Source organism: Flavobacterium saccharophilum, from assembly GCF_900142735.1.
GTDB classification, from domain to species: Bacteria; Bacteroidota; Bacteroidia; order Flavobacteriales; family Flavobacteriaceae; genus Flavobacterium; species Flavobacterium saccharophilum.
Map to the genome: position 1 here is coordinate 210,849 of NZ_FRBY01000004.1, position 22,210 is coordinate 233,058.

General features: G+C 33.5%; 20 protein-coding genes, 1 tRNA gene and 1 pseudogene. 13 read left to right on the forward strand and 9 right to left on the reverse strand.

Going from position 1 to position 22,210, the window contains the following annotated elements; all coding sequences use genetic code 11:
• The first annotated feature begins 685 nt into the window (after positions 1 to 685).
• Entirely contained in the window at positions 686 to 4,369 is a 3,684-nt protein-coding gene (locus BUA98_RS14130; protein WP_139257019.1) for a hypothetical protein, read from the forward strand.
• A 40-nt stretch (positions 4,370 to 4,409) separates the two neighbouring features.
• Here the strand turns inward: BUA98_RS14130 and BUA98_RS22370 are convergent, their stop codons facing one another.
• Together BUA98_RS22370 and BUA98_RS14135 are read right to left on the reverse strand one after the other, a co-directional pair.
• Positions 4,410 to 4,580 carry a hypothetical protein gene (locus BUA98_RS22370; RefSeq protein ID WP_159433468.1) on the reverse strand — a complete coding sequence of 57 codons (171 nt, stop codon included), beginning with the start codon at positions 4,578 to 4,580 and terminating at the stop codon, positions 4,410 to 4,412.
• Positions 4,581 to 4,867: 287 nt separating this feature from the next.
• Entirely contained in the window at positions 4,868 to 5,167 is a 300-nt protein-coding gene (locus BUA98_RS14135; protein ID WP_072973582.1) for a 3'-5' exonuclease, read from the reverse strand.
• Positions 5,168 to 5,191: 24 nt separating this feature from the next.
• Between BUA98_RS14135 and BUA98_RS14140 the strand changes: the two genes are divergently transcribed.
• Positions 5,192 to 5,467, forward strand: a complete 276-nt coding sequence (locus BUA98_RS14140) for a hypothetical protein (RefSeq protein WP_012026320.1) — start codon at positions 5,192 to 5,194, stop codon at positions 5,465 to 5,467.
• A gap of 349 nt (positions 5,468 to 5,816) precedes the next feature.
• On the opposite strand, the gene BUA98_RS14150 is transcribed toward BUA98_RS14140, so the two are convergent.
• From BUA98_RS14150 to BUA98_RS14170, 6 genes and pseudogenes are all read right to left on the reverse strand, one after another.
• Positions 5,817 to 7,124: a site-specific integrase gene (locus BUA98_RS14150; protein ID WP_035688725.1), complete on the reverse strand. Its 1,308-nt coding sequence runs from the start codon at positions 7,122 to 7,124 to the stop codon at positions 5,817 to 5,819.
• Between the two features lie 291 nt (positions 7,125 to 7,415).
• Positions 7,416 to 7,496 (reverse strand) — tRNA-Tyr (locus BUA98_RS14155).
• A gap of 549 nt (positions 7,497 to 8,045) precedes the next feature.
• Positions 8,046 to 8,432 (reverse strand): annotated as a pseudogene (locus BUA98_RS22375) (peroxiredoxin family protein); the annotation flags it as partial.
• 18 nt (positions 8,433 to 8,450) lie between these two features.
• Positions 8,451 to 9,212, reverse strand: coding sequence for a DUF4369 domain-containing protein (locus BUA98_RS14160; protein ID WP_086065323.1), 762 nt, complete (start codon positions 9,210 to 9,212; stop codon positions 8,451 to 8,453).
• Positions 9,213 to 9,469: 257 nt separating this feature from the next.
• Entirely contained in the window at positions 9,470 to 9,910 is a 441-nt protein-coding gene (locus BUA98_RS14165) for a KTSC domain-containing protein (RefSeq protein WP_072973585.1), read from the reverse strand.
• Positions 9,911 to 10,220: 310 nt separating this feature from the next.
• Positions 10,221 to 10,472, reverse strand: a complete 252-nt coding sequence (locus BUA98_RS14170; protein WP_072973587.1) for a hypothetical protein — start codon at positions 10,470 to 10,472, stop codon at positions 10,221 to 10,223.
• A gap of 87 nt (positions 10,473 to 10,559) precedes the next feature.
• Between BUA98_RS14170 and BUA98_RS14175 the strand changes: the two genes are divergently transcribed.
• From BUA98_RS14175 to BUA98_RS14220, 11 genes are all read left to right on the forward strand, one after another.
• A complete protein-coding gene (locus BUA98_RS14175; RefSeq protein ID WP_072973589.1) occupies positions 10,560 to 11,099 on the forward strand; it encodes a hypothetical protein in 540 nt (179 codons plus the stop codon).
• Positions 11,099 to 11,248: a hypothetical protein gene (locus tag BUA98_RS22480; RefSeq protein ID WP_086065325.1), complete on the forward strand. Its 150-nt coding sequence runs from the start codon at positions 11,099 to 11,101 to the stop codon at positions 11,246 to 11,248. The genes BUA98_RS14175 and BUA98_RS22480 overlap by 1 nt, the downstream gene beginning before the upstream one ends.
• Positions 11,249 to 11,345: 97 nt before the next feature.
• Positions 11,346 to 11,579 (forward strand): hypothetical protein, encoded by a 234-nt coding sequence (locus BUA98_RS14180; RefSeq protein WP_072973591.1) that lies wholly within the window; start codon positions 11,346 to 11,348, stop codon positions 11,577 to 11,579.
• Complete coding sequence (locus BUA98_RS14185; RefSeq protein WP_072973592.1) at positions 11,569 to 11,949, forward strand: YchJ family protein; 381 nt, start codon at positions 11,569 to 11,571, stop codon at positions 11,947 to 11,949. The genes BUA98_RS14180 and BUA98_RS14185 overlap by 11 nt, the downstream gene beginning before the upstream one ends.
• A gap of 106 nt (positions 11,950 to 12,055) precedes the next feature.
• Positions 12,056 to 13,174 (forward strand): vWA domain-containing protein, encoded by a 1,119-nt coding sequence (locus BUA98_RS14190; RefSeq protein ID WP_056192394.1) that lies wholly within the window; start codon positions 12,056 to 12,058, stop codon positions 13,172 to 13,174.
• A 125-nt stretch (positions 13,175 to 13,299) separates the two neighbouring features.
• Positions 13,300 to 14,763: a sigma 54-interacting transcriptional regulator gene (locus tag BUA98_RS14195; RefSeq protein ID WP_072973594.1), complete on the forward strand. Its 1,464-nt coding sequence runs from the start codon at positions 13,300 to 13,302 to the stop codon at positions 14,761 to 14,763.
• Positions 14,764 to 15,116: 353 nt separating this feature from the next.
• Positions 15,117 to 15,710 carry a 2OG-Fe(II) oxygenase gene (locus tag BUA98_RS14200; protein ID WP_072973596.1) on the forward strand — a complete coding sequence of 198 codons (594 nt, stop codon included), beginning with the start codon at positions 15,117 to 15,119 and terminating at the stop codon, positions 15,708 to 15,710.
• 57 nt (positions 15,711 to 15,767) lie between these two features.
• On the forward strand, positions 15,768 to 16,148 hold the full coding sequence (locus tag BUA98_RS14205; protein WP_072973597.1) for a hypothetical protein: 381 nt from the start codon (positions 15,768 to 15,770) through the stop codon (positions 16,146 to 16,148).
• 47 nt (positions 16,149 to 16,195) lie between these two features.
• The gene (locus BUA98_RS14210; protein WP_072973599.1) at positions 16,196 to 17,050 is read left to right on the forward strand and encodes a DMT family transporter; all 855 of its coding nucleotides are present in this window, start codon (positions 16,196 to 16,198) and stop codon (positions 17,048 to 17,050) included.
• A gap of 464 nt (positions 17,051 to 17,514) precedes the next feature.
• Entirely contained in the window at positions 17,515 to 18,801 is a 1,287-nt protein-coding gene (locus tag BUA98_RS14215; protein WP_244279209.1) for a Glu/Leu/Phe/Val family dehydrogenase, read from the forward strand.
• Between the two features lie 134 nt (positions 18,802 to 18,935).
• The gene (locus BUA98_RS14220; RefSeq protein ID WP_072973601.1) at positions 18,936 to 20,159 is read left to right on the forward strand and encodes a sterol desaturase family protein; all 1,224 of its coding nucleotides are present in this window, start codon (positions 18,936 to 18,938) and stop codon (positions 20,157 to 20,159) included.
• A gap of 216 nt (positions 20,160 to 20,375) precedes the next feature.
• Here the strand turns inward: BUA98_RS14220 and BUA98_RS14225 are convergent, their stop codons facing one another.
• The gene (locus tag BUA98_RS14225) at positions 20,376 to 21,974 is read right to left on the reverse strand and encodes a DUF6377 domain-containing protein (protein WP_072973603.1); all 1,599 of its coding nucleotides are present in this window, start codon (positions 21,972 to 21,974) and stop codon (positions 20,376 to 20,378) included.
• Between the last annotated feature and the right edge of the window lie 236 nt (positions 21,975 to 22,210).

Sequence of the window (22,210 nt, forward strand, 5' to 3'; positions counted from 1 at the left end):
AATATCCATGTGCCACGATTTTACCACAAATCTCTGATTGCTCATTATCATAACAGTTTTTGAAGTTAGTAATGTTTCGAACTTAGGTCTATAAGTGACAGTTTTATAGTGTTTTGAACTGTCTCGTAAAAAAAGTGCACCGATTCTGCACCCAGAATCTAGTTGATCCATTTGAATATTTTATTATCCCAAATATCGTCCTCTAAAAGTTTCGAACCTAAACTTCTTAGACCTTGATTTTGCTGAGCTTCTAGTTTTCAAAAACTCCATGCGCCAGGATTCTACCACAAAACTTAGACTGGTGAAATATCTTTAAAAACCGCCTTAACTTTTTGTGGCAAAAAAGGTATCACTTCCATCTTTAATTGCTGTGATTTAGGATCTAAACTCATAGCGTTATTTTGATCGATGAATTATTAGAAGCGAATTTTTGGATACATAGAGATTTGCTGCAATAAAAAAAGAAGTTTCGGCTTTGAACCATAAAATCATTTAAGAGTTTGACATTAAAGTTGTTATATAAATTCAGGCTAATTTTCTCTCCACTTTTTGTTAGAAATCCATGATTAAATAGTTATTTAAATTGGTAAGATGATTTTACATTCCATGAATTCTTATATTTGACTGTGGCAGATGGGAGAGAACCATTGTTGGTCTTAATAATGAATTATATAAATAAGTAGAAATGAATTATAAGGTTTTCTTTGCATTCCAGATGGATGTAGAAGATAAATTCGGAAAAGGATTTATTCAATCTGCAATTGAGATTGCAATTGCCAAATTCAGGTCAGAAGGAACAAATGTATCATTAGATTTTGGTTTTAGAAAAACTCCTGGTACTCCATTGTTAATTGATGAAATGTTAAGGAAAAGTAATGAATCAGATATGGTTATTGTCGATTTAACATATACATCTGCAAAAGAATTTTTAGCTGCTGAAATAATTGGTGAAGATGCAGATTCTACTTCTATCAGAATACCAAAAGGAGATCGTAAACTTTCTCCAAACCCAAATGTTCTTTTAGAAACCGGCTATGCTTGGGCCAAAAAGGGAACTTACAGAACTTTAGCTGTAATGAATGAGGCATATGGAAGCCCTAGTGATTTGCCTGTTGATTTAAAAGGGTTTCGTTGGGGAATTACATATAATTTAAATGAATCAAATAATGAAAACAGAAAAGCTGTTAGAGCTGAGTTAGCTAAAGATTTTTATGATGCAATAAAAGCAGCAATTCATTCAGAGAGTGACTATCAAAGAGATAAATGGAAGCCACTAAGATTACACAAAGATTGGTCGCCGAAAGATTATCAGACAGTTTATTTACCAACTTCGAATATCAAAGAAAAAATTAAACAGCTTAGAATTGACTTAGAAAGAACAGATCGACCTCAAAGAATTGTCGGCCCTAAAAATTCTGGTAAAACAAGATTAGCTTATGAGCTATATAGAGAAATTGACAGCTCACTTCCTAAAGTTGATAATTTAGAGAAGATTTTATATTATGATATTGATGGAAGTGATTATAGATCGATTGAAAACAAATTATTGGATCTTCAAACACTTAATCAGCGAAAAATTGTCATACTTGATAATTGTCCTTTAAAAATTCATAAAAAAGTTTTTAATGAATATTTCTATGATTCGCATATAAGCTTATTAACAATCAGTAATGATGAAGACGGTGAGGGAGCAAGCCATTTCGTTGATCAAGATTTTGCCAATGAAATAATTGAAAAAATATCAAATGAGAATGGGAATCCTAGAAATACAAACTTCATTATTGAGAATGCTAAAGGGAATTTAAGGAATGCGCTTGCTATGATTGGAAAAATACCAGAAGGGTCCGAGGGGTTTTCAACTGATTATAACGAAAAATGGAATCAGCTTTTAGGTGCAGATTTAGGTGAACCCGAAGTATTAAATCTGTTAGAGGAGCTTTCTCTTTTTACGCATGTGGGGTATTATGACAGCTTCCAGCCGCAGTCTGAATTTTTATTGTCTCAAACGGGGATTGCCACAAGGGAAGATCTCGAACTTATTATCAATAAGTTAGAAGAAATAGGTATTGTTAAAATTGCTGGAGACTTTATTGTTTTAGAGGTCTTTGTTGAAGAATTAGCTTTTAACAGACTTGAGAAATTGGCAAACGAAGATGTAGAACAGTTTTTTACAAAAATCACCGAAATTGGTTTGTCAAAACAATTCAGTAAAAGATTAATCGAGCTGAACAAATTAAAAGGAGCACATCATTTAATAGAAATTCTGTCAGTAGAAGGTGGCTTACTGACTAAATATGAATTTGTTAACTCCGAGCAAGGTGCAAGAATAATAATGGGGCTTGCTGAATTGGAACCAGATAAAATTTTAAATGCTTTAGAATCATTTTTAAATACGAAATCAAACGAGGAACTTATAGAAATAAAAGAGGGCAGGCGTTATCTGGTTTGGGCATTGGAAAGATTAGTATTCAGAAAGCAAACTTTTAATGGTGCTGCAAAACTACTTTATAGATTGGCAGTAGCTGAAAATGAGAACATAGGGAATAATGCTAAATCGCAATTTATTCAATTGTTTCAATGTGTTTTACCGGCTACAGAAGCAACTTTAGATGATAGAATTGAACTTTTAAACGAATTAATTCAGAGTGAAAATGGCAGTTTTAATATAATTAATGCTGCATTAGATAGAGGTCTAATGGTGCATGGGTTTACCAGAATGGGAGGTGCTGACTTACAGGCTGGAGAAAAGCTGCAGGATTACAATCCTACTGGTGCGGAAATATTTAAGTATTGGGAAGATATAATTAATTATGTAATTCAGTTAGAAAGTTATGATGTATTAGTAAACAGACTCAATTCGCAGATATTTAGTGGAAACCAGAAAGCTATGGTGGATGCTGTTGAAAAAATGTTAGAGAAAAAATCTGAAATTGATAAAAATCTTCGCCAGCAGTTTGATTATATTTTAAGTGAAAAGAGAGAATTGCCTAAAGATATTTTTGACAAAATTCAAGAATTACTAAATAAGTACACCAAAAATACCATTCGTGAGAAATTGGAATTTATGGTAGCACTCGCTCCTTATTCTACCTATAAAGGCAAGGATGGGAATATTATTAATCGATCGGAAGTAAAGGCTAATGAATTTGCTAATGAATTTGCTGATTTAAAGGACAAAAGCTGGATGAATGACTTGGATGTCCTTCTTCAAGACGAACAGCGTTTAACTTTTGGTTTTGCAAAAAACATTGCAAATAATAATCCGGATTACAGTGAATTAATTGAAACTGCAATTCAGAAATTAGAGCAGATTCCTTTTGAAAAACAGAATATTAGTTTTATTGAGGGATACTTGGCGGGGATTTTAAATCAAGATTTCATAAGAGATACAATTAGCAGGTTTTTAAAAAATGATAAAGTAAATTATCATAGCATTAAATTGACAAGATATTTACTATTGGAAATTAATGACCTGGAAATTCTATATCCATTAATCGAGAAAAATCCAAACTATGCAATATCACTACAATATTTAAGTATAAAAACTTTATCAGAAGATGAAATTATAAATTTCATTGAATGGTTAAAAAATATCGAACCGTATGGCTGGTGGGTAGCTATTGATTTATGTGAATTTAATTTTAAAAAAGAATTGGATCTTACGGATAAAGTTTTAAACCTTTTTAAACAATTGCTTCAAAGGGAAGGTGTTTTAAAAGGAGAAGGAACATACAATGCATTCTCAATGCGTCAATATGTTGAGCTTTTAAGAAAACTAGAAGCAAAAGGTTTAGATGATTCGACAGTTCAATTTCTTGCTATTGAAGTTATAAGTGCAACAAAAGAATTATCCTTAAAACATGAAAATAGCATAGAAGATATTTTAGAAATTATTCTCAAGGATTATTGGAATATTTCATGGCCTATTATTGCGCTTGAAATGCAGCGAAATGACTTTTATGGTTGGTACAATCTTAAAAAGTTATTAAAGGCATATCATAATTTTGAGGAAAGCAAATTACTTGATTGGATGGATCAATATCCATTTGAATCACCGCAAAAAATTATCCAATTCATACAATTTTCCGTCAAAAATCAAGACGAAGAAGTTTGGTCAGCACTTGCAATGGAAATGTTCAAGAGATTTGCCGAAAATGACGTTTTTTTACAGAACCTAAGTAGTGTGCTTCACAGCTATTTTTGGTCAGGATCACTAGTACCTTTATTCGAATCTAGAATAAATTTATTGCAGCAGCTTTTAAATCATCCACAAGTTAAAATTCAAGAATTCGCTAAAGAAAATATAATTGATTTTGAAGAAAAGATCGAAAGAGAAAAACGTAAGGATGAAAATTACGGATTAGAATAAAAAATAATATTCGTTCCGTTTTATATGGAATCCGGCTCTTTTAGTCTGTACCGGGATAAAATTCCAAAGTAAATGTTGGATTCCAACCTTTGAATTGAAATAGGCTAGGGAGTGACCATGCAAAACCTTCGGATCTTTTATTAACACTAGATATTTCAATTGTATGCATTGCAGCTCTTGCGTTATCTAGTTGAAGAATTTCTTCAATCATTTAATTGCGGTTTTGATTCTAAAGCTTTTGCGGTTGAGTGATGTAGATAATACATTGGGTAAATTGTTTTTTCAGGGAAATCAGATAAATTTATTGGCATATTTTATATTTTTGGTTTTATTAAATATATGAAAATTCTTAAATTATCATTTGAATCTCTATTATTACTTCTCATTTTAAATATTATTTTGCTGAGAAAAAGATGTTTTTAAATTTCTGTTTTCACTATGTGCAAAGTAGATTGTATTTTTTCAGGCTTTCCATCTTTTATGGTTTTAACTTAGAATTCAATATAGCTTTACATCAAAAAAAATCTTTGACAATGCAGCTTTAAAATCGGTAACATCATCAAGATATAATATTCTCAGATCTTTAATAGCTCTGGAACATGCTACATATAAAAGGTTTTTTGTCTGCTCAAATTCTTCATTATCTTCCTCTGTGCCATTTTGTACTGCCATGAAAAAATTTTTGAAATACATTTTATTTTTTCCAAAAGCATTACCCATTAGTATTAAAACATTATCGAATTCAAGTCCTTTTGTCCCATGATAAGTGTGATAGACTATTTCAGTAAGGTTCTGCAATTAATAATTTTATGAAATTGTACTATGAATGAAATTGTAACCAAGGAAGATCTGAGACAGTTTGGTCTTCTTCTAGTAGATAAAATACAGGCTTTATTTAAAGATAAGGATTCTGGACGGAAAGAAACTTTGGAACCAGAGTGGATTAAAAGCAAGTCTGTGAGAAAACTGCTTGATATTTCAGCAGGTTCAGTACAGAATCTTAGAACAAGCCAAAAAGTCCGTTTCAAAAAAGTGCTTGGGTCGTACTACTATAATAAAGAAGATCTTCAAAAATTATTTGATGATGATAAACACTAGGAGATTAAAAGAAAGCTATATAATGAGTTATCTGTCAATGTATAGTAATGATCCTAAATTAAATGTCTGGCATCTATCAATTTTGACAGCAATACTAGGATTAGGCTATAGGCAAGGCCAAAGAAGAAGGATTAAAGTCAGCCGCAGTAAAATTATGGAGCTGTCACATGTGAATACGCTGCCGACTTATCATAAGTATTTTAAACAGCTTCAGGATTTAGGATACATTAAGTACACCCCATCTTATCATCCGGGATATAAAAGCGAAGTTAAGTTGTGTAAAAAGAGGCTATCTCAAAATATTTGAGATAGCCTCTTTTAATTTTAAATATATTTTGAAATTTATTGATCACGACGAAATGTTGTATTTCTTTTTGATTGCCTGAATTTCCTTTTCGAGCCTGCTGAGAACCGCCAAATCAGGTTTAGATATTTTGGATCCAGTTTTATTGAGTTTTTTATTGAGAATAGACATTTCACGACCGATTGTGGCCTGCTCAGTTATAGCATATGCCTCAGTCTGTTTTACCGATGCATGACCCAGCAGTTCTTTAACTACATTAATAGGGACGTTGTTATTTAATGTCACAGTGCTTCCAAAAGTACGGCGGGCCATATGCGTGTTTAATGTAAAAGGAAAGCCACACAAGACTGCCACCTCTTTTAGATACTCATTCATTTTCTGGTTGGATGAAACAGGAAGCACGGTTCCACGCTGGATACACAGCGGGTGCTCTTTATATTTTTCAACTATTTTCAGTGCTTGGGGAAGAAGAGGGACATTAAATGATGAGTTTGTTTTCTGCCTTTCGGACATAATCCATAGATTTCCATCAATGCCTTCTTTGATATCAGTTTTCTTTAATTGATAAGCGTCTATGTAAGCCAGACCAGTGTAGCATTGGAAGACAAATACATCCCTTACGACATTGAGCCTGTCAGTTGTGAAATAATGACTTTCAAGTTCGTACAATTCCTGTGCGGTGAGTGGTTTTTTCACCAGTTTTGTTTTTCGTCCCTTAAAGTTCTTAAATGGGTCCTTGGTGATTAACTCCTTATCAATGGCGCGGATTACAATCTTTTTGAAATTTGCAATATACTTTAGGGTGGTGTTGTTGCTGCAGTCGCGTACAGTTCTAAGGTAAAACTCGAAATCCTTTACAAACTCGAGATTCAAATCCGCAAATTCAAGATCGTGCTTTTTAAGCTTGAATTTTATAAACGCAGTCAAATGGTTTTTAGTAATGGTAAACCGGTCAAGAGTGCCTTTTGCATAGCCTTTTCCAAGAAGCGCCTCCATTTCATCATTATGCTTTTGAAATTCTTCCAGCACCTTAATCTTTGGCGCTGTCCTTCCCAGGACCTCGTCCATAATTTTCTCAGCGGTTATGGTTTTGCCGCTGTACATCATTTCGGTTTTGATTTCATTGATTTTTAAAGTCAGCGAATCCAAAAAGAAGTTTAGTGACTTTGCATCTTCCTTTGAGCCGACTGCTCTTTCGAACCTTTGATCCCATCGTGTATTATCCCATTTTCTTTTAGTTGAGCTTTCCTTACGGATACCGTCAACAGTTATTCTGAAATATACGATCCATTCTTTACTTTCTATTTTGGGTCTTTTTAAAAAGAATCCCAAACCAAAACTGCTTTCCAACATAATCCTACTTTTTAAGTTAATAAATGTAGAATAATATTACTGCCAAATCAAGTCGTTAATCTCGTTAACCCCTATGGTATAAGGGATTTTCACTGTTTCTGGTGCACTTTTCAGCGCGCCCGAAAGTGCACCGATTCTGCACCTTTAATTTTGTGAGGATTTATAAATATTGAAAATAGGCCTAAAATAAAAAAAACCTGCAAATCCTTGAATTTGCAGGTCTTCAGACATTTTTTGTGGCTTTTTAAAAAGAATGAAAACTTTAAGTTTTCCGCCTTTTAGGCCTTTCCGTGGGGAGAGCAGGATTCGAACCTGCGAAGTTCACACAGCAGATTTACAGTCTGCCCTCGTTGGCCGCTTGAGTATCTCCCCGATCTCAGCATTGATGCGCTTTGTTGTTCTAAGCGGTTGCAAATATATAAACGTTTTTGATGTTTACAAACTAAAATCGCACTTAATTTTAAGTTATTTTTCAATTAATTTTTAAGTTGTTGGTATTGAATAAAATAAAAAAGCCGCAATTCGAGTTTTTTTTTCGATTCACACGGAATGTTCTTTCTTTTTCGTGAAAAGCGGTCTCATTTGTCCCCTTAATTTGGGATTTCTTAAGTTTCATGTAATTGTTTTTTCCTGATTTATCAAGTAAAAAGATTGGCCGAATTAATTCAATCTGAAATTAAATAGGAATTTATTCTGCTCAAAATTGCGAAAAAACGCGTCCAGATTGAACAATCTTATGTAAAAGCTATTTGATGTGCTAGTTTGCTTATTTGGTCGTAGACGAACGTTATTTTATTCTTTAGGGTAGATTTATTCTAAAAGAAACAACATTCTTTTAGATGTTTTTAAATTCATTAATTTTTGCAAAAAAAAAAATCTCCACTAGGGAGATTTTTTTTTGTTTTATGTAGAGTATCGTTTTTATTTCGCTAGGAGCTCTAAAATTTTTGCTCTTAATTCAGGACCTCTCAAATCTTGGGCTACTACTTTTCCTGATGCATCAAGAATAAAAGTTGCCGGAATTGATTGAACTCCATATTGTGCAGCAATTGGTTCTTCCCAAAACTTTAGGTTCGAAACATGTGTCCAGGTTAAACCATCTTTTGCGATAGCTTCTTTCCACTTACCAGCTTCTTTATCCAAAGAAACTCCAACAATATTTAATCCTTTAGAATGTAGTTCTTTGTAAATAGCTACAACGTTCGGATTTTCTTTTCTGCATGGTCCACACCATGAAGCCCAGAAATCAACAATAGTTACTTTTCCTAAGCTTTCCTTAAGCGAAACTACTTTGCCTTCAGGATTTGGAGCAGAAAAGTCTGATCTTCATTTAGCGCTGCCAACCGGAGGAGCTGTTGCACCAACTGCAGGCATTTTTGCTTGACCTATTTTAGATTTTGCTTCTTTTCCAGGAGTAGTATTTTTTAACGACTCATCTAATGAGTTGTATAAACTTTCAATTTTTTTAGCATCCGCTGTTGGATCTTCAGACATTCCTTTAACGATCAATACAGAGATAAATGATTTTGGGTGACTTTCAGCGTAAGCAACATATTTCTTTTTAGAATCTGCCTGAACTTCAGTTTGAATAGTCATGTATTGTTTCATCAAACCGTTGATAGTTGCTGTATCTTGAGCTTGTTGAGCTTGTTGCATTTTCTGAGTGTTATTTTTTTGAAAATCAATTAATCTTTTTTGAGATTTTTTAAGATCCTCGTCAAATTTTACGTACTCATCATTGCTATAAGTACCACCAACTTTAGTTTTGTGAATACTGTCTTTATCAATTGCAACTGTAATTTCACCAGTTTCTAAGATAAAAGGGATTGGTCCGTTTGCATCCTGAAGAATTAAAGTATGAAAAGCTGGTTCAGTTACTTTTCCTTTTATTTCAAATTTTTCGTTTTCAACTTTTACTGTATCAAGAGCAACTGTCATTTTTGTTGTTGGATCCTGACCTTGAAGAATGATTGTTTTTCCGTTTGCAATTCCTTTTGCAGTTCCTGTAATAAGGTATTCTCCGTCTTTAACTTTGCTGCATGACATTATCGCAACTGAAGCGGTAAGTAAAAAAAATATTTTTTTCATTATAAAATTAATTAGTTAATTGATTTGTGCAACAAAAGTATCTAAAAATATAAAACATAAAGAATTTTGTAACCTAAAATTTTGTTATAGTTTTTTTTGTTTCAACTGTCATGTTTTCAGTGTCTTTCGTGTATTTAATTGATTTAAAACTCTTAATTAATTACTTATTTAAACTCAAACTAAGCAATTTTCTGATTTTTAAGCATAAAAAAAGCACGCTGTAGACAGAGTGCTTTTAGGTATATTCTAGCGTAAAACTATTCTTGATTTGTTTTCTTTCTCCATGTGAAAGAGTTCAAAATGTGTCTTTTTGCAAATCTTCCAGGAGAATCAGCGTTTACCATTTTCACGTAAGTTGCTTTAGGAACACTAATGTATTCGTAAACACTTCCGTTAGAGAAATCGATAATTAAACGACCTTCAACAAATTTATAATCTGTAATTGAACAAGTTGAAATCGTTTCAGTATATTCTGGTAAATTTGCTTTAATCGTCTCAGGATTAATACTTACCAAAAAGTGATAAGCCTCAATAATCGCTTTACTTTTTTCTTCTGCTGCTTTTAAACCAGCATCATCACCTTGAAATTTATCAGGATGAGCTTCCTTCATCGCATTACGATAAATGGTTTTCAAATCTTTTAACTCAGCAGTTTTGTCTACGTTTAGTAACTTGCGGTATTCAACTATTTTTTTCATAAATAAAAGGTAACTTATTGTCTATTAGTTTGAAATGAGTGTTTTTTACTTCAAAACGACAAATTTTTTGCAAAGGTACACTTTTTTTTAACTTTTTAGTTTTAAGGCAAAAAATATTCGAAAAAATAAAGCATGTGCGTTGATTTAACCGCAAAGTGCGCAAGGTTTTTTAACTAATCGGTATCTAAATAAACACAAAGTTCGCAAAGCTGTATGTCAGCTCTGCGAACTTTGCGTAACTCTTTGCGAACTTTGCGGTAAAATTTTTTCTCTCATTTCACAACTTGAAACAAAGAAAACCTGAAACAAATTATTTATTCTCAGGCTTATGATTCGCCTTATCAAAGTTTTTAGACTTCTTTGGATATTTATCGTAACTAATATCACTTGGGTTTTCAATCACCGATTTAATGGTAACCCAATCTCCAAGATTAAAATTTGAATGAGCAATTTTGTAATCTAAAAGATATTCACCACAAAAATAATTGTTGTTTTCATCTTTTTCGATGATACCGGTGTAGACTCCTTTTTGGGGCATTTTATCTTGTGAATCCTTAGACATAACTTTCTATATTTTAAATTGAGGTTACAAAGTTAAGCATTTAATGTTTGTTTTAGGGAGTTCGCGACAATCTCAGTATATTTGCATATGCAAAAAAACTTCAGGCCACATCCAAATTCGTTCAAAAACACCTTTTGTGTTTTTCATGAAGTGCTTCCGGAAGCAGTTGAAGGATTAAAAAAACAATTCGAAAGTAAGGCCGGCAGCACGTATTATTATACTGAAGCCGGAATGTATAGAGTTTCGAATCATTGGGGAAGATTGGCTAATAGTAAATGGCGTTTAATTGCAATGGAACCGGAAACGCCTTCGAAAACAAAAATAGGTTTCGCAGCCTGGAGCGAATTCCATCCGGATAATGCCGAAGAAAAACTATATTATATTGAAGCTGATTTTGATAAGAACACCGTAATCTATCAGCATAAAAATAATCCGGACTATGATAAAAAAGCGATTCTGAGAACAAGTTTTGAGACGACAAAACGGATCAAACAAATCAGAAACCTGCAGCAATTGACTTCCTGGGCAAAACATTTCGATGAAAATATTGATGTTTTGAGAGAAAGGATTATTACAGATTTGATTTATACCGAGAAAACTTTAGAAGAAATTAAAAGAGAAATATAATGGGACGCAACAACGAAAAGAACATCAAAGCGCACAACGACAAATTGCACAAAGCCCAGAACAAAAAGAAACAGGCTGAAGTTGCACGCAAGGAAAAGCTGAAAGAAATTGTGAAAAAGTTTAATGAAGATAAAAAGAACGAAGAGTAGAAAAAGTTTCAAGTTTTTTTAGTTTCAGGTTTCAGGTTACGTTACGCAACTTGAAACCTGAAACCTGAAACCTGAAACAAAAATAACAATAATAGATATGAATAGTAAATTCGACGATTTAAAAGTAAGTGTGCAGGAAATAATTGATTTGATTGCTGCAAAAAACGACAGAGAAGCCAATAATAAATTGCTTGAAGTAAATGAAACTTTAGATGAAATGCTGGATCATGCTGAAGAAGATGAAGAACTAAGAGAAATCAGCAGATATCAGGTTTTATTGAATCAGCTGCATGTAAAGCTTAATGGAGAAGAGGCGGTTGATGGAGAATAAAAAATGTTTTTGTGATACGGGTTTATTGTTTAATGAGTGTTGTGGATTATATCTTGACAACAATCAAAAAGCACCCAGTGCATTGGCTTTAATGCGTTCGAGATATTCGGCTTATGCAACTCATAACGCCGATTATCTTTTAGAGACTACCCATATTTCTGAAAGACAATATTATTCTAAAGACGAAATCTTAAAATGGGCAACGTCGAATAAATGGCAAAAATTGGAAATTTTAAGTTCTTCTGAAGAAACAGTTGAGTTTAAGGCTTATTTTATAGATTCAAATGGAAAACCTCAAACGCATTATGAATTTTCAACTTTTAAATTCGAAAACAATGCATGGTATTATGTTGACGGAAAGTTTGAATAATTGACAGAATTTGCCTTGGTTTCAACTGCTTTTAATGTAATATTTTAACTAAAAATTAATAAACGTTTCTTTTTTCGTAATTCTAAAAAGCTGTAATTTTAGAACTATGAAAAACGAATTTAAAAAAGGTTTTTATTTTAAGTCGTACGAAGCCCCATTTCAGTCTCCGTTTGAAAAACTTTTTGGCATTTTCAAAGAGCTTATCACCCATACTTCGGGGGATTTTGATGAAGCTATAGACTGGCTTCGGGAGTTAGATAAGGAATATAAACTGACGGACGAGAACTACAGTATCGATGATTTTATCGAAGATTTAAAAAAGAAAGGTTATATAAAAGACGAAGCAAAACCGGATGGAACGTCTGGCTTTGGAATTACTGCTAAAACAGAACGTGCTATCAGACAACAAGCCTTAGATCAGATTTTTGGCAACTTAAAGCGCTCCGGAAACGGAAATCATAAAACGAAACATGCCGGAAATGGCGATGAACATACCGGTGAATTCCGTGAATTTAATTTTGGGGATGGTTTAGAGCGAATTGCCTTAACCGAGAGTTTGCGTAACGCACAGATCAATAATGGTGTAGAAAGTTTCATGCTGACCGAAAATGATTTGGTTGTGGAAGAAACGCAATACAAAGCCCAAATGAGTACGGTTTTGATGATCGACATCAGTCACAGTATGATTTTGTACGGCGAAGACCGAATTACGCCTGCGAAAAAAGTGGCAATGGCTTTGGCTGAATTAATCACAACACGCTATCCAAAGGATACATTGGATATTTTGGTTTTCGGAAATGATGCCTGGACGATTCCAATTAAGGATTTGCCATATTTACAAGTTGGGCCATATCACACCAATACGGTTGCAGGACTTCAATTGGCAATGGATATTTTACGAAGAAAACGAAATACCAACAAACAAATTTTCATGATTACCGATGGAAAACCAAGCTGCGTTCGCGAACGTGACGGTTCCTATTATATGAACAGTAACGGACTTGACGAGTATATCGTCGATAAATGTTACACACAAGCGCAACAAGCCAGAAAACTTCATATTCCGATTACAACATTTATGATTGCAAATGATCCCTATTTACAGCGTTTTGTGAATCATTTTACAGAAGCAAACCAAGGAAAAGCATTTTATACCGGACTGAAAGGTTTGGGCGAAATGATTTTTGAAGATTATGAAACGAATAGGAAAAAACGAGTACGTTAATTTTAGTTTCTAAGATACTAAGATTCTAAGGTGCTAAGATTTTTATACACAACGCATATCGTAGAGACCTACAGCAGTGCGTCTAACACAATCAAAATAAAATAACAACAAGACATTTCAATAAAATGGAAATAGATAAGATAAAAACACTCGGTCAATTAAAGGCTTCAGGATATAAGAGCACAAGTATTAAAGATGAATTGCGAAATAATCTTCGTGAGAAAATCAAATCAGGAACACCCGTTTTTGAAGGCGTACATGGTTTTGAAAATACGGTAATTCCAGAGTTGGAACGCGCTATTTTATCCCGACACAATATCAATTTATTAGGACTTCGTGGTCAGGCGAAAACGCGTTTGGCTCGTAAAATGATTGAATTATTAGATGAATATATTCCGTTTGTAACCGGTTCAGAAATTAATGACGATCCGTTAAACCCGATTTCACGTTTTGCAAAAGATATTATTGCCGAAAAAGGGGATGAAACTCCAATTTCATGGCTACACAGAAGCGAGCGTTTCTTCGAAAAACTTGCCACGCCAGATGTAACGGTTGCCGATTTAATTGGAGACGTGGATCCGATAAAAGCAGCAAATTTAAAATTGTCTTATGCAGATGATCGTGTAATTCACTTCGGAATGATTCCGAGAGCGAATCGTTCTATTTTTGTTATCAACGAATTACCCGATTTACAAGCCAGAATTCAGGTAGCTTTATTTAATATTTTGCAGGAAGGCGATATCCAGATTAGAGGTTTTAAATTGAGAATGCCGTTGGATATGCAATTTGTATTTACGGCAAATCCGGAAGATTATACGAACAGAGGAAGCATTGTAACACCTCTTAAAGACAGAATTGGTTCTCAAATTCTGACACACTATCCGGAAAGTGTTGCCATTGCCAGAACGATTACGGAACAGGAAGCCAAACTAGACGAAACGCAAAGCGAAATCGTTTATGTGCCAAGTCTGGCTAAAGATATTTTAGAGCAAATTAGTTTTGAAGCGCGTGACAGCGAATACATTGATAATAAAAGCGGTGTAAGTGCGAGGATGAGCATAACAGCTTATGAGAATTTAATTAGTACAGCAGAGCGTCGTGCCTTAAAAGCCGGAGTTGATCATACCATTTTGCGTCTTTCTGATTTCATCGGAATTATCCCTGCAATTACTGGAAAGGTAGAGTTGGTTTACGAAGGAGAGCAGGAGGGAGCGGCTGCTGTAGCGCAGAATTTAATTGGCTCAGCTATACGAACTTTGTTTTCTGATTTCTTTCCTAAAATTGAAAAATTAGAAAAACCGGGAGAAAAAACACCATATTCAGATTTGATCGAATGGTTTTTTGCAGAAAGCGGTTTCGAATTGTTAGATGATGCTTCAGATGCTGAATATAAAAGTATTCTTGATGAAGTAACGCCTTTAGATACTTTATTGAAGAAATATCAGCCGCAGTTAGATAAAAAAGACCAATATTTCATGAAAGAATTTATTTTATGGGCTTTGGTAGAATATAAAAAACTAAGTAAAGATCGTTTTGCACAAGGACATCAGTTTAAAGATATGTACGGAAGTTATATTAGTAAATTATAAATTGTGAATTGTGAATTGTTAATTATGAATTACAACTTTGCGTAGAAGTAAACCCGATAGCTTTTGAAAAGCTGTCGGGTTTTTTATATTAAGTTTCGATTTTTCGTACAGTTTGTCATTTCGACGAAGGAGAAATCCCCGAAAGTAACTCCGCAACGATAGTCCCAATCTTTGGCGCGCTTCTCGCGAGGATTTGCTTCGCCAGTCGCTATCGCTCTAGTCTCCCTTCGGTCGAAATGACAAGATTGCACCGAACCTATCAGATTTTTATTTATTGAAAATAAACCCATTACCAGTTTTATTTCGGCTACCTTGCTCCGTTGGCTGCATTTGCAGTCTTTCCCAAAAACAAAATGGACGAAGGTTTTGAAGATTTGATTGCAAGTTACATCGAAAATAAAGTAGGTATTTCAGAGCATTTTTTAAGCAAAGAATTAGCAGATAATCTTAAACAAAATCTACTCGATTTAAATCAGAGAAGTTTGTTGTCTGAAGCCGGAATTGGGAACTCTGAGAAACTGTCATACGACGGCGCAATCCGAAGCGATTCTATTTATTGGTTGGATAAAAAGCATAATAATGTTTTTGAAAATGAATTCTTCGCACAAATTGAGGCTTTCATTATTTATTTAAATGAAAGCTGTTATACCGGAATCACAGGTTATGAATTCCATTATTCTTTATATGAAAAAGGTGATTTTTATCTGAAACATTTAGATCAATTCAAAAATAATCCGAGCCGAAAGTATTCTATGATCAGTTATCTTAATAGTAATTGGCTGGAAAGTGACGGCGGAGAATTGATGATTCACCAGGAAAATAACAATCAAAAAATTTCGCCTACTCAGGGCAAAACCGTTTTCTTCAAAAGTAATGAATTGGTTCATGAAGTTTTGGTTACCCAAAATACCAGAATGAGTATTACGGGTTGGCTGAAAAGTGATTAAATTTTAACCTAAAAATATATAAATAGTTACTTTTGGATTTTTGATAAAGAAATAAAGATGGCAAGTAAATATATTTTAGAACTCAATGGTATAAATATAGGTTATACAGAATTTGAATTTGCAGACCCGCCAATGGGAGTAGTGCATGGAAAAATAATATTTGATGGGATTGATTCTCCTTACGATTTGTTTCGAAATCATTGTAAAAAATATAAGATTCAGATTAATTCGGATTTTCCTAAAGAAAAGTTTATTGATACAATTGTAATCCCCGAATTAAAAATTCTTTTGCAAAATGGTAGTCAATTGCCAGGTTGGGGAGGTGCAATAACAGGAATGGATTCAGATCAATTTGAAATTCAATTTGGTGGCGTCACTTCTGAATTAATGCAAACTGAATTTAAGCATCATTATGTGAAATATTTTGGACATGAATAAAAAACAGAAGTTGTTTAGTCTTATTTTTGCATTCAAATTTCGATTCTATGTTATTCCTTATTCTTAGTATTCTTTGCAGCGTAATTGTTGGTGTTATTTTTAAATTCACCCGAAAATTTGATACTAATCCGGTTCAGATTGTAGCATTCAATTACGTAACAGCATTGGCACTTTGCTATTTTACTTTCAGTCCCAATTTACGTGAAGTTGATGCAAAAGCACCATGGAATATTTATATCGCCATTGGAATATTATTACCAGTCGTTTTTCTGTTTTTGATAGCTTCCATCAAACATATGGGAATCGTAAAAACAGATGCTGCACAGCGTTTATCTCTTTTTATTCCAATACTTGCAGCCTGGTTTATTTTTAAAGAAGAATTTAATTCCTATAAGGTCATCGGACTTGTGATTGGCTTTTTGGCACTTTTATTCATTCTAAAAAAACAATCTGAGAACGCAGAAAATAAATGGATTTATCCAGCCGTAGTTTTAATAGGTTTTGGGATAATCGATATTCTGTTCAAGCAAATTGCATTATACACAACATTACCTTATCCAACATCTCTATTTGTTGTTTTTGCAATCTCCTTACTAATTGCTATTGGGATTGTGCTGTTTGGAATGATCACAAAAAAGGAAAAACTCACCTTAAGAAACATTCTTTTCGGGGGGTTAGTTGGACTGTTTAATTTCGGAAATATATTGTTTTACCTAAAAGCACATAAAGCGTTTTCGGAAAATCCGTCAACTGTTTTTGCCGGAATGAATATGGGGGTTATTATTTTAGGAAGTCTTGTTGGTCTGCTTTTTTTCAAGGAAAAATTATCAAAAATTAACTTCATTGGTGTCTTTTTAGCCTTAATTGCGATAGTTTTTATTGTTATTTCGCAATTTAAGTAAAATTTTTATGTAGTCTAATTCGTTTATTTACAGCTCTTTCAAAGTTAAGTTTTAATTTATTTAAAATAAACTCGACTAATTCTATAGAATTTAAGAAATATATTTATAAATTTGCCTCAACAATGAAATACTCTAGTCAAAATATCATTCAGATCATGTGCAGCACCACGTTGTGTTGCATGGTGAACTATGCAGTGAAATGGCGTTAATAGAAAATCACTTGTTAGTTATTTTTTTTTTAGCCTTTCATGCACCAATGAAAGGCTTTTTTTAGAACTATTAAAAAATAAAGAAATGAGACCAAATAGAAATACGAATATTATGATGCAGTGTTGTCTGATCAAAATTCCATGTTGTCGAATGCGATGTTGGAGATAAAATTGACGTTTTTCTTGCTGTAAGTAAGAGCATCTTAAAAAACAGAAAAATACAAATCAAATATTCAAATTTAAAAGATATACACTATGAGCACAGAAATAATTAAACAGAACCCCTTTCAATCGATGATTGATCGTTTTAATATCGCAGCCGATATTCTTAATCTGGACGAATCAATCAGGCAAAAACTGCAGCGTCCGGAAAAACAAATCGTGGTTAATTTCCCGATTGTGTTAGATAACGGAAACGTTCAAAATTTTGAAGGATATCGTGTAATTCACAATACAGCTTTAGGGCCCTCAAAAGGAGGAATTCGTTACGATACAGCCGTAAATCTTGATGAAGTTAAAGCACTGGCAGCTTGGATGACCTGGAAATCTGCCGTAACCGGAATTCCTTTTGGAGGCGCAAAAGGCGGAATTATTTGTGATCCGAGAAAACATTCTAAAGCAGAATTAGAGAAAATTACGAGAGGATATACGAAAGCATTAGCCGATATTTTTGGACCTAACAAGGATGTTCCGGCACCAGACATGGGAACGGGACCAGACGAAATGGGCTGGTTGATGGATGAGTTTTCGTTACTTCATGGCAAGCCAATTCATGCTGTAGTAACTGGAAAACATTTGCATTCCGGAGGTTCATTAGGAAGGGTAGAAGCAACGGGAAGAGGTGTAAGTATTATTACATTATTAGCCCTTCAAAAATTGAAATTGAGACCAGCGAGATCTACTGCAGCTATTCAGGGCTTTGGAAATGTAGGATTACATTCGGCTTTATTTTTATACGAAAAAGGGTTGAAAATTGTCGCAGTAAGTGATGTTTCAGAAGCTTTTTATAATCCGGATGGGCTTAATATTCCAGAACTAATTTTGTATTATAATCTGAACAATAAAAATATTAAAGGTTATCCAAATTCGGTTGCCATCAAACATGAAGACTTGTTGTTATTAGATGTTGATGTATTGATTCCGGCAGCCAAGGAAGATGTTATTACACAGAAAAATGCTGCTGATATTAAAGCTAGAATTATTGTGGAAGGCGCTAACGGACCTGTTTCCTCTGATGCCGATAAGATATTACATGACAATAATGTTTTGGTTGTTCCTGATATTTTAGCGAATGCTGGCGGTGTAACAGTTTCTTATTTTGAATGGCTTCAGAATTCACTTCTAGAGTCATGGAGAATTCATCAGATTAACACCCGCTTAGAAGATATTTTGGAAAAAGGTTTTGAAACGGTTTTCAGAATTGCATTGAAGCACAATGTGACGCCAAGAATTGCAGCCTATATTATTGCATTGCAAAAAGTGGCCGATGTACAATTAGTGAAAGAGGTAGCATTGGATGCTCCGAAATTCAAGCAGAATTAAATATTGGTTTGGGAGAAAGATTTTTTATTTATTGAAATCGTTTTTGGTTAGTAAGCGAAATTAATTAAGTAAAAATATCTTTCTCTCTTGGTTTATAAATGACTTTCTTCTCTATTAAAAAGTAATTTTTAAAAATGAAAAATATTAATTTTCTTGCCTTTGCTATGCCTGCTTTTTTCTTGTTTTTATTTTTGGAATACAAGCTGGCAAAACGTAAAAAGAGACCGGAAATTTTCAATTATGAAAGTTCTGTTTCAAACATTAGCATTGGTATAGCCGAGAGATTAATTAATCTTTTTATCGCGGCCAGTTTTTATCAGCTGTATTATTTGATTTATGATAATTACAGGCTTTTTGATATTCCGGCTAATATTTTTGTTTGGTTTGCCTTAATTCTCGCTACCGATTTTGTTTGGTATTGGTACCATAGATTAGGACATGAAGTTAATTTTTTCTGGGCTGCACATATTGTACACCATCATAGTGAAGAATTTAATTTTACCGCTGCAGCCAGAATTACCACTTTTCAGGCTGTTATCCGAACGGGATTTTGGTGTGTATTGCCTTTTGTTGGTTTTCATCCAACAATGGTAATTACGATGTTGATTGTGCACGGAGCGTATTCGTTCTTTACACACACGCAACTTATTGGCAGCATAAAATGGCTGGAATATGTTTTTGTAACTCCTGCTGTACATGGTGTTCATCATGCCTCTGATGAAAAATACCTGGATAAAAATTACGGAGATATGTTTACTTTTTGGGATCGTCTTTTTGGAACTTTCCAGGAAGAAGAAGAAAAACCAAAATACGGACTGACACATCCCTTAAAAAGTTATAGTTTTCTATGGCAGCACTTTCATTACTATTTTGAGATTTATGAATTATGGAAACGGTCAAAAGGTTTTAAAGCCAGATGGAAAGCTGTTTTTGGAAGTCCCGCACATATGGATCAGGATATTCGGCCAACGTTAGAAAAGCGCTTTCTGCAAGACAAAGAGAATCCACACCAACGATTGAAATTTCGAAATTATCTCTATATTCAATTAGGAGTTTGTACTTTGTTTTTAACCGTTTTTACTTATTATTTTGATTATTTAAATGGCTTCGATAAAGCTTTTGTATTGGCTTTTATTCTGATAACCTTAATCAATTGCGGTGCTTTACTAGAACAGCGAAAATGGATTTATTATCTGGAATATGCTCGTCTTTTTATGATTACAACTTACTTTTTATATGAAGAAAATTTAACGGCATTTTTCTTTGTTCCTCTTGCCATAATGATTTTTGCCGAGCAGTTGTTTTCGTTAAGTAAACGCTATCAGAATGTGGTGTTGCAATTAGAGGTTTCAGAGTAGAGAATGTTTGCCACGAATTGCACGAATTTTCACGAATTACAGTCCCAGCTGGACGATATGTTTATAGCAATTAATACAAGTTGACAAGATAAGCTCCAGCGGAGCGAAATATATCACCCCGATGGGGCTCTTCCATATAATTTTAAATGTTTCTATAAATATATCGTCCCGCTGGGACTTACAATAATTCGTGAAAATTCGTGGCAAACCTTAAAATTAAATCGTCTTAATCGCCATGATCTTCTCTTCAAATGTATCTTTAAAATCAGATTTACTTTTGATTCTGGTTTTGTAGGTATAAATGGTAGCTACAGAAAGTTCCAGGAATTCTGCCATTTGACTACTATCCTGAATTCCTAATCTATACAAGGCAAAAATCCTGAGTTCTGTGTTTAAAAGTTCTCCTTTTTTAACGATACATTTATGATCATTCGGGAAAAGATTGTTAAAATCGGTCACAAAAGTGGGGAACAATTTTAGGAAGATTTCATCAAATTGATGGAAAAGATTCTCGCGTTCTTCCTTCACATTGTAGCGTTTCAAACTTGCAATAACTTCATCTGTTTTTTTTGTAATGATTTTATGAAGTGTACTTTTCTGAATATGATCTATTTTATTAATGAACGCCGATGTCGCCTTAATAAAATACGTAATATATTCTTCTTTAATGGCATTGGCCTCACTCAGACTAATATTCATTTCCTGAAGTTGTGCATACGAAGACGCCATTATTTTTCGTGCTTTATTTCTTTCTTTTAATTGTTTAAAAATGATTATCAGAAACAAAACAATAATCACAGTAAGAATTGTCAATAAAATAATGATTCTTTCCAGTTTATCATTTTTCTCTTTTACGTTATTCAATTGTGCTTTCTCAATAATCGGTAAGATCGTGGAAATCTCAATTTTTCGATGTCTGGCATTATAGAAAGTGGCATCGTCCATCGCGATATTGATGTATTCGTTGGCTTTATCCAAATAACCCATTTTAAAGAGTTCATTGGCTAAATTCCGAAGGGCAACCGTTTCTTTGGTGGCGTTTTTAACATCGGCAATAGCGGCAAGTGCCAGATAATAAATGGCTTTTTTGGTATAGCCCCTTTCTGAATAAATATAACCGAGACTTGAAGTTGCAATTCCGTAATAATCAGATGGTAATTTGTAATTGTTGATCCAGTAGCTGAAGGCGAATTCCGCACCACGCCAATCCTGTTGTTTTAATCTTTTTAAACTCTCGGCAGCCCAATATTCATTAGTATTGGTTCCTATTAATTCTAAAGCTTTTTTCAGAAAATGATTTCCTTGTTGTACATAATGAATATTAAAACGCTGATCTTTATTATAATCGGCTAAATCATAGTACGCACGTGCTTTTATGGAATAATATTCGAATTTGTTTTTTTGATCGAGCTTTTGATCATCAATGACATTCAATGTATCGATAGCTTCTTTAAAAAGTCCGGATGAAAGTAAAACAAAACCTTCTTTAATTCGGCTTTTAGCCAAATATTTAGGATCTTTTAAAACAATCGCCTTGACTTTTGCTTCTTCTAAATAATAATAAGCGGAGTCATATTTGAATGATTTGTATTCGTCAAACAACGACATATAAGTATTGTAAAGCTGTTCGTTGTTTTGACTTACGGTAAATTTTGATATGTCTTTTTTTAAGGCTTCAATTTTACGATACTTCTGTTTTAAGTAAACGTCTTTTTTAAGAAGCACTTTATCTAATTCTTCCAGAACAGGATTTGTCTCTTTCGCAGTTAGAGAAAAACCTGCAATAAAAAAAAATAGAATGAATATTCTTTGCATAATTTGTTTTGGTTAAGGGTAGAATTCTTTTTGGTTAGTTAAGTTAATTCGTTTTTTTAATTCAGGGTAAAATAATTGACTGTTGATGATTTAATAGCTTTTAGGATATGGTAATTCTCTTAATAACAAAGCTATATAATTTAGATCATCAAACAAAAATAAGATCTAAATGTTAAAAGTAGTCTAATAATTTGCAATTATACAATAAAAAGCAATAATATATATGTATAGTGAAA

Bases quoted from the DNA above. Each gene is read 5' to 3' on its own strand.
- BUA98_RS14130 (WP_139257019.1), top strand. From the start codon at position 686: ATGAATTATAAGGTTTTCTTTGCATTCCAGATGGATGTAGAAGATAAA.
- BUA98_RS22370 (WP_159433468.1), bottom strand. From the start codon at position 4,580: ATGATTGAAGAAATTCTTCAACTAGATAACGCAAGAGCTGCAATGCAT.
- BUA98_RS14140 (WP_012026320.1), top strand. From the start codon at position 5,192: ATGAATGAAATTGTAACCAAGGAAGATCTGAGACAGTTTGGTCTTCTT.
- BUA98_RS14150 (WP_035688725.1), bottom strand. From the start codon at position 7,124: ATGTTGGAAAGCAGTTTTGGTTTGGGATTCTTTTTAAAAAGACCCAAA.
- BUA98_RS14160 (WP_086065323.1), bottom strand. From the start codon at position 9,212: ATGAAAAAAATATTTTTTTTACTTACCGCTTCAGTTGCGATAATGTCA.
- BUA98_RS14165 (WP_072973585.1), bottom strand. From the start codon at position 9,910: ATGAAAAAAATAGTTGAATACCGCAAGTTACTAAACGTAGACAAAACT.
- BUA98_RS14170 (WP_072973587.1), bottom strand. From the start codon at position 10,472: ATGTCTAAGGATTCACAAGATAAAATGCCCCAAAAAGGAGTCTACACC.
- BUA98_RS14175 (WP_072973589.1), top strand. From the start codon at position 10,560: ATGCAAAAAAACTTCAGGCCACATCCAAATTCGTTCAAAAACACCTTT.
- BUA98_RS22480 (WP_086065325.1), top strand. From the start codon at position 11,099: ATGGGACGCAACAACGAAAAGAACATCAAAGCGCACAACGACAAATTG.
- BUA98_RS14180 (WP_072973591.1), top strand. From the start codon at position 11,346: ATGAATAGTAAATTCGACGATTTAAAAGTAAGTGTGCAGGAAATAATT.
- BUA98_RS14185 (WP_072973592.1), top strand. From the start codon at position 11,569: ATGGAGAATAAAAAATGTTTTTGTGATACGGGTTTATTGTTTAATGAG.
- BUA98_RS14190 (WP_056192394.1), top strand. From the start codon at position 12,056: ATGAAAAACGAATTTAAAAAAGGTTTTTATTTTAAGTCGTACGAAGCC.
- BUA98_RS14195 (WP_072973594.1), top strand. From the start codon at position 13,300: ATGGAAATAGATAAGATAAAAACACTCGGTCAATTAAAGGCTTCAGGA.
- BUA98_RS14200 (WP_072973596.1), top strand. From the start codon at position 15,117: ATGGACGAAGGTTTTGAAGATTTGATTGCAAGTTACATCGAAAATAAA.
- BUA98_RS14205 (WP_072973597.1), top strand. From the start codon at position 15,768: ATGGCAAGTAAATATATTTTAGAACTCAATGGTATAAATATAGGTTAT.
- BUA98_RS14210 (WP_072973599.1), top strand. From the start codon at position 16,196: ATGTTATTCCTTATTCTTAGTATTCTTTGCAGCGTAATTGTTGGTGTT.
- BUA98_RS14215 (WP_244279209.1), top strand. From the start codon at position 17,515: ATGAGCACAGAAATAATTAAACAGAACCCCTTTCAATCGATGATTGAT.
- BUA98_RS14220 (WP_072973601.1), top strand. From the start codon at position 18,936: ATGAAAAATATTAATTTTCTTGCCTTTGCTATGCCTGCTTTTTTCTTG.
- BUA98_RS14225 (WP_072973603.1), bottom strand. From the start codon at position 21,974: ATGCAAAGAATATTCATTCTATTTTTTTTTATTGCAGGTTTTTCTCTA.